We start from the raw sequence: 20299 nt of genomic DNA, 5'->3' as shown, positions 1-20299 counted from the left end.
CTTGTTACTAGGCGACACAGGACAAAAGTCCGTGCTTTGTGGGTTGCTATGAATGCAGCCGCAACTGACGATGGCTGTTCACATTCAGCGGACATAAGTCCTTATTTTGACCACTTAATAATAGCTACATTTGTCGGAATAACGTGAGGATTTGCGTCACTAAGGCGCTAGACAGCAGTAAAGGACGACATCTTCAGAGATTAATAGCAGCGAATTTGCTAAAGTAATCCTTTATCTTACATCAGTCTGGGTGCTTGTCTGTGACACAAACGATTATCGCGATCGCTGGTGCGTCTGCATCAGGGAAGTCGCTTTTTAGCCAAACAATATATAACGAGTTGGTAAATGAACTAGAGCCGGGGGCCATCGCCATTATAGAGGAAGATGCCTACTACCGTGATCAGTCTCATTTACCGATGGCGCATCGTATTAAAACCAATTATGACCATCCCGATGCGTTTGAGCATGAGTTAATGGTGACTCACCTACGCAATCTTCGTGCGGGAGAGTCAGTTGATGTGCCAATTTATGATTATAGCGAACACACTCGCAGCGCCGAAACGCGTCGAGTGTTGCCAGCAAAAATACTCATTGTCGAAGGTATATTGTTATTAAGTGACCCAGCACTTCGCGACGAATTTAACATTAAGGTGTTTATCGATACGCCACTGGATATTTGCTTGATGCGCCGAATGCAGCGCGATATTGAACAACGTGACCGTAGTTTGCAATCGGTGGTTGAACAATACAAACGAACAGTGCGACCGATGTTTTACCAGTTTATTGAGCCCTCGAAGCACAGCGCCGATTTAGTGGTGACCCGAGGCGGTAAGAACCGTGTAGCAATCGATATAATAAAAAGTAAAATCAAACACCTACTACAAGAATAACGGGAACATCGGGCATGACAACATTAATGAGCTTGGTGGGTATGCTAGCCCTACTCGCCATCGCTTTCGGCGCTTCAACGAACCGTAAAGCAATAAACCTGCGTACGGTTGGTATCGCCTTTTTATTACAAGTCATTATCGGTGGCTTTGTATTATTTTTTGAATTTGGCAAAAACATACTCGCTAAGATGTCGGCAGCGGTCGCGCAAGTGATTAGCTACGCCACCGATGGCATTACGTTTTTGTTTGGGCCATTGGCCTCGGAAAAAACACTGGGCTTTTTGTTTGCCTTTCAAGTGTTGCCGGTCATTGTCTTTTTCTCCTCCTTGGTGGCGGTATTGTACTACCTCGGGGTGATGGACTGGGTTATTAAAATTCTCGGTGGGGCGCTGCAACGGTTATTAAAAACCTCGCGTCCAGAGTCGCTCTCGGCAACGGCAAACATCTTTGTTGGGCAAACCGAAGCACCGCTTATTGTAAAGCCGTTTATTGCCTCTATGACTAAGTCGGAGTTGTTTGCGGTAATGGTCGGTGGATTGGCGACGGTAGCAGGCTCAGTGATGGCCGGTTACGTCAAAATTGGCGTCGATTTACAGTATTTGATTGCCGCAAGTTTTATGGCGGCGCCAGGTGGTTTCCTTATGGCAAAAATGATTGTGCCAGAGACAGAAACCCCGAAAGAAGATTTGGCTGAACTGGATGGCGACCATGAGCAGCCCGTTAATGTTATCGATGCAGCCGCATCAGGCGCATCAAGCGGGATGCAGCTTGCTTTGAATGTAGGCGCTATGCTGCTTGCATTTGTGGCCCTGATTGCATTGCTTAATGGCGTATTGGGTTGGTTTGGTGGTTGGTTTGATTACCCACAGCTCACGCTACAAGAAATTCTCGGGTATGTTTTCGCACCGGTAGCCTGGTTATTAGGTGTACCGTGGGACGAAGCCATTATTGCCGGTAGTTTTATCGGCCAGAAATTAGTCGTCAATGAGTTTGTAGCTTATTTAGACTTTATAAATTATCGCGACCAGTTAAGCGAACACACTCAAGCCATAGTTACCTTTGCGCTGTGTGGTTTTGCTAACTTGTCTTCGATAGCCATTTTACTAGGTGGGATTGGCGGTATGGCGCCAAGCCGGCGAAAGGACATCGCACGCCTAGGGCTCAGAGCAGTGTTGGCAGGATCTATGGCCAACCTCATGAGCGCCGCAATTGCTGGGTTTTTCCTCTCTATTGCTTAGAAACAAAGAGAAGCCACAGTTGCAAAACAGGGCCTCCTCGGCCTAGGTTATTGTTTTAAGGGGTTAAGGCAATAGCTAACTTGAACGATACTTCACCAAAGGGCCGCAAGGCCCTTTTATCGTTTAGGACAAAAAATCATCGCAATTCGCTGTGAACTTATCTATTCTAAAAACAAGTGCTGTGTCTTTGGTTTATCGCTTTATGGCTTTGTTTTTGGCTCGCTTTACGCTGTGGGTAACGATTTTATTATCGACCACGCGCATTGCTGCACAACCTATTGAAGTGGTCACAGAGCTGAGCCCGCCCAACCAATTAGTGATCAACGGTCAAATAGGTGGTAGCAGCACCGATATAGTCCGCCATGTGCTCTCTAAAGCCAATGTTGATGCCACTATCAATATGTACCCTTGGGCACGTGCTTTTCACCTGGCACAAAAAAAGCCTAACACCTTACTTTACAGCGTTGCCAAAACCCCCGACAGGCTCGACAAATTCCAATGGTTAGGCAAAGTGGCATATTTCCGCTTAGGTTTTGTTACCTTGGCTTCACGTTCTGAAATTAACTTACGCCAAGTGAACGACGCTCGTCCTTATCGTATCGCTGTGCAGCGCGGCGATATCAGCGCCAAGTTCTTTGCCGATCGTCAGTTTAGCACCGTACAAACCGCTGATATTAAACATTCCTATCGACTGCTGCTTTCGGGCAAAGTCGATTTAGTAATTGATGACCCCAACTACCTTGGTGCTATGGCTAAACAGTTTAATGTCCCCACCAAGGAGCTACGCTTTGTCAGAGATATCGAGCAATTAAGTGTATATGGCTATCTCGCCGCTAATGTCGATAGCGACCCTCAATTGGTGGCCAATATAAAAGCCGCTTTCTCAGCTATTGAAAAAGCGGCTTGGTATCAACAAAAATTATATAATCCGTATCAGGATGTATTAACGCGTTAGCACTACGCGATAACGCGCCTTGCCTTCACGAACATGGTCAAGGGCGGCGTTGATATCATCAAATTTAAAGGTTTCGATTTGTGGAGCGATGTTATGCTGCGCAGCAAAATCGAGCATTTTAGCGATGGTTCCTGGGCTGCCCACTGGGGAAGCAGATACACTGCGCTGACCCATTAACAAACCAAACACGCTTAAGTCTAACGGCTCAAGCGTAGCGCCAACAAAATGCAAACGGCCTTTGGGTTTCAAGGTATTGATGTACGCATTCCAGTCAAGCTTCACATTGACGGTGGAAATAATAAAGTCGAACTGCCCTGCGGCCTCTTCTAGGGCCTGCTCCGAACGCGAGTTAATAATGTGATGCGCACCCAACTCTTTGGCTTCTTTGGCTTTGCTATCACTGGAACTAAAAGCGGTGACTTCGCAGCCCCAGGCGTTTAAAAATTGCAGCGCCAAGTGGCCCAAACCACCAATACCAATGACTGCGACCTTATCGGTAGGTTTGATATCGAACTGTACCAAGGGGTTGAAAACAGTGATACCGCCACAGAACAACGGGCCTGCCGCCTTGGCATCAAGCCCCTTAGGCAGTGGGATCACACTTTTGCTTTGCGCGCGCACTTTATCGGCAAAACCACCGTGGTGAGCAATAATAGTCCCTTGCGCACTGGCACACAGGTTTTGGTCGCCATCATCACAGCTCGGGCAATGACCGCAATAGCCGCTGTGCCAACCTAGGCCTACCGTTTGTCCAACTTCAAGATTGCTGACATCGCGGCCGACTTTCTCAATGCGCCCTATCACTTCGTGTCCGCCCACCAGCGGATATTCACTCATCCCCCACTCGTTATCGATCATCGATAAATCAGAGTGGCAGATACCACAGTGATCGACGGCGATCTCAACTTCATCGGCGGCCAGCTCACCCGGATCATATTGGTACGGCTCAAGCGCTTTACCTGCTTCCATCGCAGCATAGGCGTTAATTGTCATTTTTTGCTCCCGTTTAATAACTCAGTACTGAGTGAAAATGTACTGATAACAATGGCATGTCGATCAACTTAATGCAAAATCAGTGGCATAGAACGAAGTGAATAATAGTTACATGCTTAAAATAAGGATAAAATTGTAGAGGCCGTTGAAAAAAGGCCATCATTATGGCCTTTTTGGTGGGCGTATTATTGGCAGGCGGGATCAGAGCCGATTCGGCGCCACACACCCCATGGACCTGATTCTGAGGGGACATCTCCTTGTGTCCACCAGCGTGCCTGATAGCGATAGCCATTGTACGTGACCTGATCGCGACGATAGTAAATGGTATTAGCGTCCCAATTACCTTTACAGACGCTGCTGCCATCCACTGCGTTAGCCGAAATTGCCGCGCTATATTGGCGTGGACTCTGCTCGACACTGAAATCAAGCGTTACACCCAAACTCCCGGCAGCTGATGCACCAAACTCAACACCAACGCTACAACTTTGATTCGCTGGCAATGTTGCAGCGCTGCAGCTATCTTGCGCTTTGACAACAGTTGATGCCACACCAGCGCTTGATAGGCTCACGGTGTTGAAAGTGACGGCGCTGCTGCCGGTGTTGGTAATGGTGAAAGTGTGCTGTTGTGTCTCTCCCAAGGTAAAATTACCCAAGGATTCGTTTTCTGTATACGATAAAGACACTGTCGGTGTGCCTGAGCCACCGGTTATCCCATCAATCCAACTGCGTAAGTCAGCGACATCAGCGTACACCCCGTAGTTGTTTGGTCTGGCGCACCCGATCCCCCAACTTACGATACCAAGCTGCACCCTTTGCCCACCGGAATTAATAACAATAGGGCCACCGCTGTCGCCCTGGCAGGCATCTTTTTGTCCTTGCGAGTAACCAGCACAAAACTGGGTTGCGCCGACATTGTTATAAGATCCCCCAGATTGGCGACACACACTATCGGACACCAGCGGTACATCGACTTCATATAAGGTACTCGGTGACGAGCCACCTTCACTTAAGCGCCCTAAACCTGCAACAGTGAGTAAGTCACCGTTATTAGCGTACTGGCCTATCGACCCCTGTGCCATGGTTACCGCCTGACCTTGGTTTGGAAGACGTGCCAGCTTTAATAGCGCCACATCGTATCCCGTTGACACTGAGGCGAAGTTCGGATGTACGTATACTTGCGACACGCCAATACGATCACCATCACTGCCGCCGCTGCTAAACCCCGCTACTTTTACATTCAACGAGGAAGCTGAGCTGCCATCAACACAGTGCGCTGCCGTTAATACATAGCCATCTCCGATGTAGCTCGCGCCGCAAAAGGGAGAGCTACCATAACGTGATAATAGCTGAGTGAAAAAGGGCCAATCTGCGGTGTTAGCAGGATTGCCGCCGACAATAAGAGGGCTCACTTGTCCCGGCCCATCTAGGTGTTGTTGAGCATGCACTGCTGCACTAGTAAGCATAACTACGGTCACCCCAGCGCAGGCCAGAGCTCGTTGAACGGGGTTGAGGGTTGTTGTTTTCATTACCTTGGTCTCCTTGTTAGTTCGAAGTATCAATATAGGTACGAAAACAGCAATGTAAATTTTTTGTTATTGAATATTATTCAAGCGTATCACTCCTGTTGTTCACGCTGCATTTAAATTTCATGTAATTATTATGTTATATCAAAACTTTGCGTCATTCTTTTATTTGCCTAACAAGCCTTTACTAAACGCGTGCGTATCTAAAAATTTACACTTAGCGCAGCTTAGACCAGTCCCCTGAGTTGGGAGAATAGGCTGAAGTTCTATGCGAATAAGCAAAAAAAAGCCACCGGGAGGTGGCCTTATAAGTGCTAATCGCGCCCTTATTTTTGTCGCCGTAGCCCTAGCATAGCGAGCAGCAATAATGCCCAACCACCCATGGAGCCACTGCCACCTTCATCACTGTCTGAGGGCGTGGGCTGAGGCTCGGGTTCAGGAGCTGGCTCGGCGATATTATTGACACTCACCTGCGCATCTTGCTGAGCAATCAGCTCGCCATCGCTCACCGTCACGGTGAATTCCAAGGTTTGCTGCGCACTGACTTGTGGTGCATTAAAACTGACTGTGGCCGTGTTAGCTGCGCTGAGAGTCACGTCAGGCCCAGCAGTTTGTTGCCATTGATAGCTCAAGGTATCACCGTCAGCATCTTGCGCATCAGCGCTGATACTGACCGGCTCTCCCTCATCAACACTTTGCGCTGGTATCTGCGCAATAACAGGAGGGCGATTATCACACCCTTCCACGTCGCCGGGTACAACCTGATAAAACACCTCAGAGCTGATCCCCGCAATACTGACATTGTCTATCCACCAACCGGTATCTTGTACGCTGCCATCGGAGCTAATACGAAAACGTAATTGCACTTGCTCACCTGCCAGTTGCTGGCCAAAATCAATGGTTTCCATATTGCCAAACACGCTGTCGGTGCTATTGCGCCCAGTAAACACAGGACGCTGTTGCAGCGACTGAGCCGGGTTCTGGTTGAGTTGTCCATCATAGCCGACAGCGAACTGCCCTCCCGCCTCGGTGACATCTTGCCAACCTTGATCATTGATGTTCACTTCAACGACCGCGCCATCCCAAAACTCTTCTAGGGCATAGAAGTGCCAAAAAGAGACGCTAAAGTCTTGCTCTTCAGCAACCGTAAACGCTCGCGTAGTCAGAGCCACATCGGACTCAAAACTATTGTTGCGTAAAAATAAGCTTTGCTCGCCCAGTTGCACACCTCCCTGTTCAAAGGTGTCGATGATATCTGAATTATCAAAGCTTAATGTTTGCTCAGAACCCACCGTGTCTTTGAGCAAAGAAAGCGCTAAGTTCTCTCTACTCAATGCCGCTAATTCCATGTCGTCACTTTGACTGGCATCGGTGAGAGGCGCATCCGCAAAGGCAATATTTACTGTAAACGTCTGGGTGATAGGTTCGGGACGTTGCACACTCTCACCATCGTCAGGGAAGCTAACCTGAAGCTGCAAAGGCGAGGCGATATCAGCATCATTTAAGCTCACATTAATGGGCGTGCTTTGAGCGCTGGCAAAGGGCTCAATGCTCACCACTTCACTCTCACCGCCATTGCCTAGAGTTACATCTTGCGGCGATAGCACGCTAAATTGCACAGGAATGTTATTAAGCGTTTCACTTCCGGTATTACTAATTTGCACCGTCAGCGTACCGGTTTCACCAATATCAAGGTAGCCATCGGCGCTACAGAAGCTCACTCCTTCGGGGTCGAGCGTTATTTGCTCGGCACTAAATGCTGACGCTTGTGTTTCATAGGACTCGACCACGCCATCTAAAGTAGTACTGAAACGCTCAGGCGATTGCGCGCCCAGCCCCATCCCACGGTTGGCAAAGGCATTCAGTGCGAGGCGATAGTCGTCGACGTCCTCTGCGGCAATGGCCGCTAATAAAGCATCTCGTGCTTCGGTGTAAAGCGGGGAGACCGGGGTCATTTTATACCCGGCAACGAGATAGCGCGCCATGCGTTGTTGGGCCTCATTAAAGCCATGTTCATTAATCAACGCCACGTAGCTATCCCACAGCACAGATGCCCATAATTCACCCGGTGCATGAGGTGAGGCGACACTGGTAGGTGGTAAACCAACGTCACCACCTGCACCTTCAGTGATATGCCTAAAGTTCAGAGGGTTGATATCTTGATTGGGGGTATAAGGAACACGACGAATACCAAAGTAAAAATCCTCGACAAAGGTGCCGGTAGCATAAGGCTTGGTAAAGTCGCTATTACCGGCAATTTGCGCATCACTGGCTTTAGCAATAAACAGGAGTGAATGAAAATCTGCCCAGCCCTCACCCATAGCACGACCTTGGAAGTTACCCAGCCCTGAGCCGTTGCCAATCAAACGGTTGCTGATGTAATGCCCCCACTCATGAGCGATTATACCGTTATCAAAGGTGCCATCTTTGAGCGGGTTGGTATTAAACATTCGCACCGTGACCGAGCCCAACAGCATGGCATTATACAACTGTTGGCCATCATCGAAACTGAGGCCCATATTGCCAATGGTGACGGTCGCGTCCTCACCGCCCATCGGGGCGGGGGTGCCATCATCGACATTGTTAGTGACAATAGCACCTAATGCACCGGCATCTTGTGCGTTTTTAACCTTCACCGTGAAGTTACAACTGCCACGCTCAATAATAGCGATTTTATTCGCCAAGGTGCTGGGGGCGGCTGCGGCCTCGCACCCATCAAACACACTGCCTGAATCAACATCGTTGCCATCGTTAAAGCGCGCAAGCTCGCCAGTGATATCAAATTCTAAAGGGCCAAAGGCCGAGCGCTGTGATGAGCTCAAAGTGCCTATTCCTGTCGGCCCGATAACACCAAAATCCTGGCCGACTTGAGCGTCTTTGGAGTTATACAAATACATTTGCATTCTTGGGCTAGCGCCATCTGCAGGGGTGGCCATATTGGCGTTATTCAAACCACTGTAATCTTGTGCCTGCGCCTCTATCGGGTCACCAGCAGCGCCGCCTCGACCATAATTATTTTGCTGAGCAACGCCTGCCGTCTCATCAAAGCCGTAGTCGTAAAAAAAGTCATGCAAAAAGTTATTCATGTAAAAAAGGTTCACCACCGCCGCTTTTACGTTGCCTTCAGCAGTCGGAGCTAATTCCGGATCAATGGGGTAGTCAAAGGTGAACGCCGAAGTCGTCTCGGCACTCACATCGCCGGAGGTAAAACCTTGGGGAGCATTAATATCTGCATAAGCAAAAACGTTGTTACCCTCGGTGCGGGTGGCACTCTCGCCAAGCCATGGGTCTTGGGTTGAAATCGCCGAGTAATAGGCAAGAGTAACAAGCGGTGCAGCTAGAATAGTGGTTTCGTCGGTTTGATTTGGGCCATCGGCGGGGATCACATCACCATGCGGCCCCTCTAGGGGATAACCGCTTTGCACATCAGCATAAACTCGGTAGTTATACTCCGTGGCATGACTGTGCAAATTGTTTTTAAACAGCACTTTACCGGTGTCACTGGCAATCACATAAGCAAAGTAATCACTCTCCAGTGAGTCGCTGTGTTTGCGTTCCACTTCAACGTAATGGGCTGCTTTCAACTCATCGGCAAGTGGATAAAACACCGCCTTCACACGCACATTGTCAAATTGTTGCTGGTCGCTGGCACTGCGTACTTCAAAATGGTTATAGCCTTGGCGAATACGGCGTGCATCGAGTTGTACCGGCACATCACTGAGCTCGGCAATAGCCCTAAGCGCTGCCTCCTGCTCAGACGAAAATGCGCCAAGGGCGGTAAAGTTCTGCGCGCTTTGCGGTACATCAGCAAAATATCCGGCGCCAGCAACGAGGCTACCTTGACGGTTGAGCATAACGCTGTAGCGGCGATTAAATACTTCAATACCTTGCACAAATTGCTGATAACGCGCCACGATAGCGCCAGTACCTATGTCATGCCAGTCATTGAGGCGCACATCCACCTGAGATGATTTGAGCGCACTGATGCCGCTGAGCCGTTGCATATGTGTGTGTGCACGGGTTTTTAAATCTGTGACTTGGGCAGTGCCAGGTGCCGCCTTAGCTTGACCCCACACGAAGGTAGCGCGCTCTAAGGTATTATCAAAATGAGATTGATGGCCACTGGCCGTTGGTTGCTGTGCTAGCTTTCGTTGCGCCACGGCCAGCGGCGCTGCGGCCTTGGCCACCGCTTGGTAATGGTCTTGGCCAGCCTGTTGTGGCGCGCTATGCAGCGTTAGCGGCATACCAAATAAAGCAGCGCTCAATGCAGTGGTAACTGCAACGCTTGAAGCCGTTCGCGTTAATTTAAAAGAGTTACTGCATTGTTGAGATTGAGCCATAAGTCACCTTGCGTTCGCGGTTATATCGGAGCTACCTTAAAGGTAGACCATATTACTAATACACATTCGGAGTAATAATGCGATCAATTTATCTCCTACTCAGCGCGCTATTGCTAACCAGTTGCATGCCTCAGACGCCGACTTCTGCCACTGCACAAAAAAGCACACCTGCTGTTTACACGCTAAACAACAACGGCGATAAGATTCGCTGGCAAACCCCTCGCTTGCAAGCTGGAAACAAGGTATTCAACGTATCGACAGGTGAATATGGCACGGTAGTGGGCGATATTGTTGTGACCAGCCAAGCTTTACCCACTGACATGCTGCGCGCTCGATATAAAATAAACAGCCTCTCTGGGAATAACTACCGCTTAATCCCCATAAATAAAATTGATTTAGCCGCCGAGATGATGCAACTGCAACAAAACGAAGCCATCGACGTTGTTGAGCTATTAGTGGATTATTCAAAACCAAGCCAAGCGGCTATCAAATGATGAGAAGCATTCTGGTTGTGCTAGCACTCTGATCTCGGTCAAATAAAACGTATCCTTTGCAGGAACTTTTTAGGGCCTAAGCTATACTTTTTAGCATTTGTGGGAAGACTCACTCTCGCGCTTATTGTGGACTGCTTTGTTAAGGATAATCATGAAACCCCTCATTTTTTTATTATTGCTCACTCCCATGCTGGTTCTCGCCAATGACGATGAAGTCCAGGATATGTCTGATCCCTTGGCAGTGTATACCCAAGCCGGTGTTGGCGTTACCGACAAAGGAGTCAATTTTAAAGTCGGTCAGTCTTACGATACTGGCAATAAACAAACCGCCGCGATGAATATCATCGAGGCTAAAGGCCTGTTAGGCGATACTCTAGGTTGGCGCTCTGATACGCGTACGTCACAGTCACTCGACTCATTTCGTTTTCGCAACTTCAATGTTACGCTCCCCAAAGGTCAAGCGAAGCAGCTCGATATTAATTACAACTTTCGCGGCAGTTTGGTTGCTGATGAAAGCGCTGATATCTCTTACAGTTTTATTCAGGCATTGCCTGCTCACGGAGCTTTTAGCTTCTACCCGCTCGCCGGGGTGGGTCTGTCTGTGGGTAAAGACCGAGTGCAAAGCGGTGGCGGCATTGATGACGGCTACGCCCTCATGGGCAGTTATGGATTGTTAGGTATGTACTCTAAATGGGCCATCAGCGACAACATTTGGGTAAACTACAACCCTTTTTGGTTAACTACGCTAACTGGCTCCAGCCAATACAGAGATAACTACTATGGCGCCCAAGAAAGCACCCTACTCACCCATGAGTTCGCCCTCAGTTATCAGCTCACCCCGCGTATGAACCTGCGCTACTTTGCTAATTGGAATGAAAACACCGACTTTTTTGCTGGCGATCATCGCTTAGAGTTTAACTATCAGCTTTAGTAACAAATACTTAGTGCAAAAATGCTGTGCTTTACTGCGCAGCAAATAAACTGTTATAAACAAGTTAAATTATCACTGTAGTGAATGTAGCAATGGATTTGAGCAAATTAGGCAGTTGGAGGATCGTTGGCGTTGCCTTGGTGCTGTTTACTACACTCGCTTTTGCCGACCCTAGGCAGTGCGCCACCTGCCATCAACAACAGGTCATGGATTGGCAGCAATCAGATCATGCCAACGCGATGGCGCTAGCCAGCAAAGAGACCGCCCTAGGGGCATTCGATAACCGCACATTGGCGTTTCAAAACCAACAAGCGATCTTTAAGCAACGCAATGCACAATTAATTATCTCCATGCCTGACTTACAAGGGCGAATGCGTGATATTGAGGTGACTCACACCTTCGGTCACTTCCCTTTACAACAATACATGTTTGCGTCAGACAATGGCCAACTACAGTTTTTTCCATTCGCTTGGGATAGTCGCCCAAAGGCACAAGGAGGCCAGCGTTGGTTTGTTCTTCACCCTGAACAGCAGCCCCACGACGAATTCCATTACAGCCAAAAAGGGCAAAACTGGAATCATATGTGCGCTGATTGCCACTCCAGTGATTTTGAGAAACGTTATTTAGCAAAACAGCAACAATTCGACTCGCGTTACAGCGCTATTAATGTCGGCTGCGCGTCCTGTCATGGCGATAGTCAGGCGCACTTGGCATGGGCAAAGGGCGACAAAACCATTAACGATAAAGGCTATGAACACACTATCGGTGTAAAAACGCCGCTGTTTAAGCGCCAGCAAGATGGCAGTATGAAAGCGGCCAGTCCACTGCATCCCAGCTCTCAAGTTGCAGTGTGTGCCACTTGCCATGCACGACGCTCGCAAGTAGCCGACCGCCAAGGTCCGCATAGTTTTATGGACAGTTTTCAACCAGCGCTGCTGGAACCTGAGCTGTATCATGTTGATGGTCAGATATGGGATGAGAACTATGTTTGGGGCTCATTTGTGCAAAGTAAAATGCACCAAGCGGGTGTCACGTGTGCGAACTGTCATAACCCGCACAGTGGCAAATTAACTCTGCCAGGTAATCAAACCTGTACCCAATGCCATACTGCTGAAGTCTTTGATACCGCCAAACACCATGGCCACAAACACGACACTGAGGGTAGTCAGTGTGTCGATTGCCACATGCCAGCGACTACTTTTATGCAGGTGGATGCACGTCGCGATCACAGTTTTCGCGTACCACGTCCCGATTTAACGGCGAAAACACACGCTCCCAACGCCTGTAACGGTTGCCATCAAGATAAAACGCCGCAATGGGCAACGTCGCACATAAAGCGCTGGCACCCGAACTCAAATTACTTGGGCACGCCGCACTTCTCCGAGGCCTTTTATGCTGCAGACAATGACTTGCCGAGTGCATCCGCCATGCTGACAAAAATAGCGCAGGATAAGAGTTACCCAAATATCGTCCGCGCTTCAGCATTGGCTCGCATGGCAGATCAGCCAGATAGAAATGCCGTAGTCGCAATTGTTCGCGCGGTGCGGGACGACGAGCCTTTAAAACGCCAAGGAGCCATAGCCGGTGCGCGCAACTTTGCCATTGCCGAGCGCTATCGTATGTTACAGCCTTTGCTCACAGATCCTCGCCTGCCCATTCGCGCGGAAGCAGGACGAGCCTTAGCTGAAATGCTCACAGCTCCCTTTGCGACTCAATTAAGTGACAAGCAGCGTCTTGAGCTTGAAGATGCACTAAAGGATTATCGTCAAATGCAGCATTATCAAGCTGAGCGCGGCTACAGCCATACTAATCTTGGAAACTTGGCACGCTCATTAGGCGAGCATCAGCAGGCTGAGCAACATTACTTAGCTGCCATCGCAGTGGAACCCATTTTTATTCCGGCTTATGTTAATCTGGCCGATCTTTACCGTGCGCTATCGCAAGAGCAAAAGGCCCGCACTACGATTGAGCAAGGGCTAAACGTTAATAAAAATGCCTCTGCGCTGCACTACGCTTTGGCCATGAGCTTAGTGCGCTCAGGACAAAAACAGCAAGCACTCTCCCATTTAGCGCGTGCAGCACAAAGTGACAATGGTGATTATGTGTATACCTATGCGCTGCTTTTGCAAGATAGAGGGCAGCACCAAGAGGCGCTTGTGCAACTAAACAACGCATTTGCACTTACACCAGCCAACCCCGATATCAGCTATAGCTTGATGCAATTGCATGCACAGCAAAAGCAGTATCGCCAAGCCTATCGCTATGCCCAGCAACTGCAGCAGTTGCTGCCAAATAACCCACAGATAGCGGCCATGGTCGAGAAGCTCGCGATGATGCAGCAATTGCAAAACCAGTAACAGCGCAACCAGAGTGAGGTTGCTCACTCTGGTTAAACACCCTTAACGGTTATGCGATGCCGATTTCGCCTTTTTAATTGCCTCATTAATATTTAGTGAAGCAGCTTCTTGGCGCGGCGGGAATTTTTCAAAGCTCTTAATGTGTTTGGTCAACAGGGCAATGGCTGGTTGGAATACCCAGCTTTTTTTCATGATTTGGTGAAAGCCTGTTACGCCATCATAATGCTCCATAGGGTCTTTGCGCAGATTAAACAGCTTCGGCATGGTATGAGTTACTAAATCTTCGTAGTAGCGGCCACCGGGTTTTGAAGCAAAGTGCATTTTCCATGGGCCAACGCGAATAGCTGTTAGTTGTGATTCATAGTAATAAAAGAAGTGATTGCGCGCAGACTCATTAGCCTCACCACGCCAATAATTCAGATTGTTCTCACCGTCGATATAAACATTGAACTCTTTTTCCATCTCGGTACGTAAATCATCCTCACCGACGGCTGCGGCTAAGGTCGGGAACACGTCCTCATGCGAAGAAATACCATTGAGTTTTAAACCAGCGGGAATTTCCTTGGGCCATCGCACTAAAAATGGCACGCGCACTCCCCCCTCCCAGGTCGTCATTTTTTCACCCCTGAACTTGGTGGTGCCGGCATCCGGCCAAGAACTCTGCTCAGGGCCATTGTCGGTGGTGTAAATAACAATTGTATTATCAGCAACTTTCAACTCATCCAGCTTATCCAATAACTGACCAACGTGGCCATCATGCTCCAATAAGCCACTGCCAAATACGTCTTCTTCGGAGCTAATATGAGTTGCTAAATGGCGGCTTTCAGGTTTGAGGTGAGTGTAGACATGCATACGACTGGGGGCATGCCAAATAAAAAACGGTTTATCGGCGGCCACCGCTCGCTCCATAAAATCCAATGATTTGGCTAACACTTCCTCATCAAAGGTTTCCATACGCTTACGCGTCAACGGGCCGGTATCGACAATACGACCATCGGCAAACGCCTCAATCACCCCGCGCGGTCCAAACTTGTTCTTAAACTCTTTGCTTTTTGGGTAATCCTCTTGTTCAGGCTCTTCCGACACATTGAGGTGATAGAGGTTGCCGTAAAACTCATCAAAGCCATGACGAGTGGGTAAGTGCTCATCCAAATCACCTAAGTGATTCTTACCATACTGCGCCGTCATATAGCCGCGCTGTTTTAGAAACTCTGCCAGAGTTGGGTCGGCCTCTTTGATCCCTAATGGATTTCCTGGCTGGCCAACCGTCGTTAAGCCTGTACGTACTGGCAGTTGCCCCATTAAAAAGGCAGCTCGTCCAGCGGTACAACTGGGCTGGGCATAATGGTCGGTAAATAGCGCCCCTTCGTTGGCAATACGGTCAATATTTGGGGTGTTATAGGTCATTCCATGGGAATAAGCACTTAATGAAACTTGCGCCACATCATCCACCATAATGGCAAGCACATTGGGATCATCCTTTGCACTTAAGGTGAAAGTACTTAGCGCTAACACAGCCGCCCCTAGGTATTTTTTCATGATGTTTCCTTACTAACATTTGTACGATTTATTTAATTGCAAATAAAATATAGCAGAACAGGGACAAACTGCAGGATGAGCACCCTAATTGAGTAAAGCTTCCAACAATAAGTTGATCTGAGCCCATATAGACCGAGCAAAGCTGCTGTTATTAAGTGCGCACATCATCGCTAGGCGATTGTTTTTCATACGCTAACCGTGTAGCCTAAAAAAATAATTAAGTATTTGGAGCATTATTGTGACATTTACGCCGCCCTAGGCTTTTTCCTTCCTTTTGTGCACTACACTTAGTGCCGCAACCTTTATTGTGCGCGCAGTATGCGAACACACTCAATAACACAATCATTGCCCATTAAGGTAAAGAATAGTTCGTGCCATGTTATCGAGGCTGTGACGCTAAGCTTTTCAGCGTTTGTAGCTTATCCGAGGGCGCCAACTAGTAACGCGTTAGGTTATCTCTATGTTTGAACACGTAAAACAAGACTGGTTTTCGAATATTCGCGGCGATGTGCTTGCTGGAATCGTAGTGGCGCTTGCACTGGTGCCCGAAGCCATTGCTTTTTCCATTATCGCCGGGGTCGACCCTAAGGTGGGGTTATACGCCTCTTTTTGTATCGCCGTGGTAATCGCCTTTGTTGGTGGTCGTCCGGGGATGATTTCGGCAGCCACTGGCGCCATGGCGCTGCTGATGGTCACACTCGTTAAAGAGCACGGCTTAGAGTACTTACTGGCCGCAACCTTACTCACTGGGGTGCTGCAAATCATTGCCGGAACACTGCGCCTCGGTGAACTAATGCGGTTCGTTTCTCGTTCGGTGGTCACCGGCTTCGTCAACGCCTTGGCGATATTGATATTTATGGCACAACTGCCGGAGCTCACTAATGTCACCTGGCATGTGTATGCGATGACCGCTGCCGGTTTAGCTATTATCTATTTATTCCCCTATGTCCCTGTGGTCGGCAAAGTGATCCCCTCGCCACTCGTATGCATCGTATCGATGACCATTGTTGCCATGGTTCTGGGCTTAGACATTCGCACTGTCGGTGATATGGGTGAGCTGCCAGACACCCTCCCGGTATTTTTGTGGCCGGATGTGCCTTTGAACCTTGAGACCCTTAGTATTATCTTTCCCTACTCTGTCGGCCTTGCCGTGGTGGGCTTACTGGAATCGATGATGACCGCCACTATCGTCGACGATTTGACCGATACTCCAAGCGATCGTAACCGCGAGTGTAAAGGCCAAGGTATAGCCAATATTGGTGCTGGCTTGTTCGGCGGTATGGCCGGGTGTGCCATGATTGGGCAATCTATTATCAATGTTAAATCCGGCGGTCGTGGTCGGCTTTCTACTTTTGTTGCTGGCAGCTTTTTATTGATCATGATGGTGTTTCTCGATCAATGGCTAAAACAAATCCCCATGGCGGCGTTGGTGGCAGTGATGATTATGGTATCGATTGGTACTTTCTCATGGTCGTCTATTCGCGACTTACGCACCCACCCATTATCGACTAATGTGGTGATAATCAGCACCGTTATCGTGGTCGTTGCCACCCATAACCTCGCCTTGGGTGTGCTCGTTGGGGTGTTACTCGCCACGCTGTTCTTCGCCAATCGCATTGGTCGCTTTATGGCGGTTACAACAAGCCATAATGAACAGCAGCACAGCGTAACCTACACCGTCAAAGGCCAAGTCTTTTTTGCCTCGGCAGAGCAATTTATTGCTGCTTTTGACTTTAAAGAAGCGGCCCCCAAAGTGATTATTGATTTAACTCATGCTCACTTTTGGGATGTGACAGCCGTGGCTGCGTTAGATAAGGTAGTCATAAAATATCGCCGTGAAGGCGCAGAGGTCAGTGTTATCGGAATGAACGAAGCCACCGAAACCGTAGTAGACAAATTTGGCGTTCACAACGACCCCAAAGAAGTGGATAAGCTCATGGGCGGACATTAGGAGCATACTATGAAGAAAATAATTACCTGCGTGGATGGCTCAGCAATCACCCAAGCGGTCACTGACGCCGCTATCTGGTCAGCAAATAAACTGCAACACCCGCTGTGTTTTTTACACACCATTGAGCGCCAACAGCAACACGGCGCGGACGACCTTAGCGGTGCAATCGGTCTCGGAGCCCGCTCATCGTTACTAAATGAGATGACAGAGCTCGATGAAAAGCGCGGCAAAATGGCGTTGGAGTTGGGGCAACAGCTACTTGAAGACTTGGCCACACAAGCCAAACAGGCTAACGTTGAGCAAGTAGAAACGCGCCAACGCCATGGCGATGTGGTCGAGGCCATTATTGACCTCAGTGACATGTCACGGTTAATCGTTATTGGTCGCTGTGGTGAAAACCATGAAGATAACTTCAAAGCATTGGGCTCACACATTGAGACCTTGCTACGCCAGGCCAGCGCGCCAGTGCTATTGGTGCCAAAGCAGTTCTCAGCACCAAAGTCATTTATGATTGCCTATGATGGCCGCGCCACCGCCGACAAGGCACTGCAGAAGGTTATCGACGGGGGCCTTTTACATGGCATCCCCTGCCACTTGGTGGCGGTAAAAAATAAAGAACGTGACTTAGCACCAAAGCTAAAGCTAGCCACGCAACGTTTGCAAGAGCAAGGGTTTGATGTCAAAGCTGAGCTGCTTGAAGGCCCTATTTACGACTCGCTGATGGCCTATAAACAAGCCAATGATATCGAGTTGATGGTTATGGGCGCTTTCGCGCACTCGAAACTGCGGCAACTTTTTGTTGGTAGCAATACCCTACGGATGCTGGAAACCTTAGATATCCCGCTGGTAGTGTTACGTTAAACACACTTCAAACCCGCTAGGCGCTTTGCTGCGCGGGCTTTGCCTTCAACATTTGCAAAGTAAGTGATTATTTACTTGCTTTGCACAATCAACTGCCTTATAGTGGCCGCTTGTTTGCATTATCTCACCAAGCAAACCCGACACCACAGTGTCATCGTGATGCCTTTCCTTGATCCAGTCAGTTCCATCGCCACAATACAAGCCTTAAAAGTCTGACCAGAGATTTATAAGCTCAATGCCTTTATCTGTTGCAAGTAAAAGCCAGAGCCTGCTCCGTGTGAACAACGCGGCCATTTCCAGACGATAATAAGGCTTATTTTTTGCGCCCAAGGCGCCCAAATAAAAAGAGTTTTATTATGTCCTATTTATATCAAAATCAGCGTATTGATATTGCGCTACCTATCCATGCTATTTCCGTGAACAAACATGCGATGGCGATTCGCCACCATCAAGGAAAAAGCTACATTGAGTTTGCCAACAAAGCCGATATGCAAGGTTTTATGCATTGGCTCACAAGCCAGTGATCAAGTGTGCGGTGCACCCAAGCGCCGCGCCTCTGTTATTTCACATAATTTGACCTCAATCATCTTACTTACCATTTATACTATAAATTCTCGGTGGCCTGCTTGATTAATTTTTAGGTACTAACTATACCTAGTTGAGTTTAATCACGAACAAGGAACCAAGATGCTTCGCCTCGCTGTTTTTATATTACTTTTGCCCTGCTTCTCTGCCTTTTCCGCTGACAAACCCAACATTCTAGTGATTTGGGGTGACGACGTGGGTATGTGGAATATTAGCGCTTACCATCGCGGTATGATGGGAGGCAGTACGCCCAACATTGACAGCATTGCCAATGACGGCATGATGTTTATGGACCATTACGCCCAAGCGTCATGCACTGCTGGACGCGCAGCCTTTATCACAGGCCAATACCCAATGCGCACGGGACTAAGTACCGTTGGCTTGCCTGGGGCGAAAGAAGGGATCCAAGAAAGTGATCCAACACTGGCAACCTTACTCAAAGCTCAAGGTTATACCACCGGTCAATTTGGCAAAAACCATTTAGGTGATCGCGATGAGCATCTGCCCACCAATCACGGGTTTGACGAGTTCTTTGGCATCCTTTACCACCTTAATGCCGGTGAGTACCCGGGGCAGCAAGATTACCCTCAAGACCCTCAAGTTCAAGAACGCCTAGGCTTAAAAATGCGTGGCGTAATTCACTCGAAAGCGCTGGAAAACGGCGGTCAACGCATCCAAGACTTAGGTCCGTTTGGACAAGAGCGACAGCGTAACTTAGATCAAGAAGTATTGGTTGAGTCAAAACGCTTTATTCGTGAAGCAGTTAAACAAGATAAGCCATTTTTCGTTTGGCATAACACTACCCGCATGCACTATCGCACTAACCTTAACGACCATTACCAGGGTCGCAGTGGCTATGGATTATATGCCGATGGCATGATGGAAATGGACGACGATGTTGGTGAGCTTTTAAACTTACTTGATGAACTTAAGGTCGCCGATAACACCATAGTTATGTTTTCGACCGATAATGGTGCTGCATCTAATTCGTGGCCAGATGGCGGTAATCAGCCCTTTCATGGCGAGAAGGGCGTTGGTGGTTGGGAAGGCGGCTTTCGCGTGCCATTGGTCGTAAAATGGCCGGGCAAAATTCCCGCAGGCGTGAGCACTGGCGAATTCATGACCATGGAAGACTGGCTGCCCACCCTTATGGCATGGACTGGCAATAGCAATATTAAACAGCAGTTACTGCAGGGCAAGGAAGTCGCCGGACGCTCATATAAAGTACACTTAGACGGTTATGACCAAAGCGAATTGTTGCTCAACAACGGGAAAACCAAACGAAAAGACTTTTACTATTTCACCGAGACCACTTTTCATGGCCTTCGTCATGGCGACTGGAAGCTACTATTCACTGAGCAAGAGCATTGGTTCCGCTCACCACAACAGGCGCTCACCACCCCCTATATTACTAATTTGAAGCAAGACCCTTTTGAGCGTTTCCACGAAGCACGGGGCTATGACGAATGGGCCGAAAACCGCAGTTGGATCCTTGGCCCAGCAGCGAAGCAAATAGCTGAATTTGTCGCTACTTTTAAAAAGTTCCCGCCTTCGCAGAAGAGTATGTCAGTACAAGTTACTGATATTAGTGAGCAGATCAGTAATCAATCAATGGGGCGTTAATCACAGATGGCAGGGCATG

At 48.6% G+C, this 20299-nt stretch carries 14 protein-coding genes; 10 read left to right on the top strand and 4 right to left on the bottom strand.

The features are described from left to right. The first annotated feature begins 260 nt into the window (after positions 1-260). The 3 genes from udk to FIU82_RS18005 all read left to right on the top strand — a co-directional run bounded on the left by udk (position 261) and on the right by FIU82_RS18005 (position 3083). On the top strand, positions 261-890 hold the full coding sequence (udk, locus tag FIU82_RS18015; RefSeq protein ID WP_022944791.1) for a uridine kinase: 630 nt from the start codon (positions 261-263) through the stop codon (positions 888-890). Positions 891-904: 14 nt separating this feature from the next. Then, positions 905-2128 carry a NupC/NupG family nucleoside CNT transporter gene (locus FIU82_RS18010; protein ID WP_022944790.1) on the top strand — a complete coding sequence of 408 codons (1224 nt, stop codon included), beginning with the start codon at positions 905-907 and terminating at the stop codon, positions 2126-2128. Positions 2129-2279: 151 nt separating this feature from the next. Next, positions 2280-3083, top strand: coding sequence for an ABC transporter substrate-binding protein (locus tag FIU82_RS18005; protein WP_152441841.1), 804 nt, complete (start codon positions 2280-2282; stop codon positions 3081-3083). Here the strand turns inward: FIU82_RS18005 and FIU82_RS18000 are convergent. The 3 genes from FIU82_RS18000 to FIU82_RS17990 all read right to left on the bottom strand — a co-directional run bounded on the left by FIU82_RS18000 (position 3072) and on the right by FIU82_RS17990 (position 9939). Next, the gene (locus tag FIU82_RS18000) at positions 3072-4076 is read right to left on the bottom strand and encodes an NAD(P)-dependent alcohol dehydrogenase (protein WP_022944788.1); all 1005 of its coding nucleotides are present in this window, start codon (positions 4074-4076) and stop codon (positions 3072-3074) included. The two genes, FIU82_RS18005 and FIU82_RS18000, sit on opposite strands and share 12 nt — an antisense overlap. Positions 4077-4261: 185 nt before the next feature. Then, on the bottom strand, positions 4262-5602 hold the full coding sequence (locus FIU82_RS17995) for a trypsin-like serine protease (RefSeq protein WP_152441840.1): 1341 nt from the start codon (positions 5600-5602) through the stop codon (positions 4262-4264). Between the two features lie 323 nt (positions 5603-5925). Next, complete coding sequence (locus tag FIU82_RS17990; protein WP_152441839.1) at positions 5926-9939, bottom strand: rhombosortase-dependent M36 family metallopeptidase; 4014 nt, start codon at positions 9937-9939, stop codon at positions 5926-5928. A 77-nt stretch (positions 9940-10016) separates the two neighbouring features. On the opposite strand from FIU82_RS17990, the gene FIU82_RS17985 reads away from it, so the two are divergent. From FIU82_RS17985 to FIU82_RS17975, 3 genes are all read left to right on the top strand, one after another. Continuing rightward, positions 10017-10433: a hypothetical protein gene (locus tag FIU82_RS17985; RefSeq protein ID WP_152441838.1), complete on the top strand. Its 417-nt coding sequence runs from the start codon at positions 10017-10019 to the stop codon at positions 10431-10433. Positions 10434-10584: 151 nt separating this feature from the next. Next, on the top strand, positions 10585-11364 hold the full coding sequence (locus tag FIU82_RS17980) for a hypothetical protein (protein WP_152441837.1): 780 nt from the start codon (positions 10585-10587) through the stop codon (positions 11362-11364). A gap of 92 nt (positions 11365-11456) precedes the next feature. After that, positions 11457-13721, top strand: coding sequence for a tetratricopeptide repeat protein (locus FIU82_RS17975; protein WP_152441836.1), 2265 nt, complete (start codon positions 11457-11459; stop codon positions 13719-13721). A 42-nt stretch (positions 13722-13763) separates the two neighbouring features. On the opposite strand, the gene FIU82_RS17970 is transcribed toward FIU82_RS17975, so the two are convergent. Beyond that, on the bottom strand, positions 13764-15260 hold the full coding sequence (locus tag FIU82_RS17970) for an arylsulfatase (RefSeq protein WP_152441835.1): 1497 nt from the start codon (positions 15258-15260) through the stop codon (positions 13764-13766). 460 nt (positions 15261-15720) lie between these two features. On the opposite strand from FIU82_RS17970, the gene FIU82_RS17965 reads away from it, so the two are divergent. The 4 genes from FIU82_RS17965 to FIU82_RS17955 all read left to right on the top strand — a co-directional run bounded on the left by FIU82_RS17965 (position 15721) and on the right by FIU82_RS17955 (position 20280). Next, complete coding sequence (locus tag FIU82_RS17965; RefSeq protein ID WP_152441834.1) at positions 15721-17211, top strand: SulP family inorganic anion transporter; 1491 nt, start codon at positions 15721-15723, stop codon at positions 17209-17211. Positions 17212-17220: 9 nt separating this feature from the next. Beyond that, entirely contained in the window at positions 17221-18072 is an 852-nt protein-coding gene (locus FIU82_RS17960) for a universal stress protein (RefSeq protein WP_022944223.1), read from the top strand. Positions 18073-18428: 356 nt separating this feature from the next. Further along, positions 18429-18596, top strand: coding sequence for a hypothetical protein (locus tag FIU82_RS18685; protein WP_157576217.1), 168 nt, complete (start codon positions 18429-18431; stop codon positions 18594-18596). A gap of 163 nt (positions 18597-18759) precedes the next feature. Continuing rightward, a complete protein-coding gene (locus FIU82_RS17955) occupies positions 18760-20280 on the top strand; it encodes an arylsulfatase (protein WP_152441833.1) in 1521 nt (506 codons plus the stop codon). Positions 20281-20299: the final 19 nt, after the last annotated feature.

Source organism: Pseudoalteromonas sp. THAF3, from assembly GCF_009363775.1.
GTDB lineage: Bacteria > Pseudomonadota > Gammaproteobacteria > Enterobacterales > Alteromonadaceae > Pseudoalteromonas > Pseudoalteromonas ruthenica.
The sequence above is the reverse complement of the archived record's forward strand: the minus strand, read 5'-3'. Positions and strand labels throughout refer to the sequence as shown.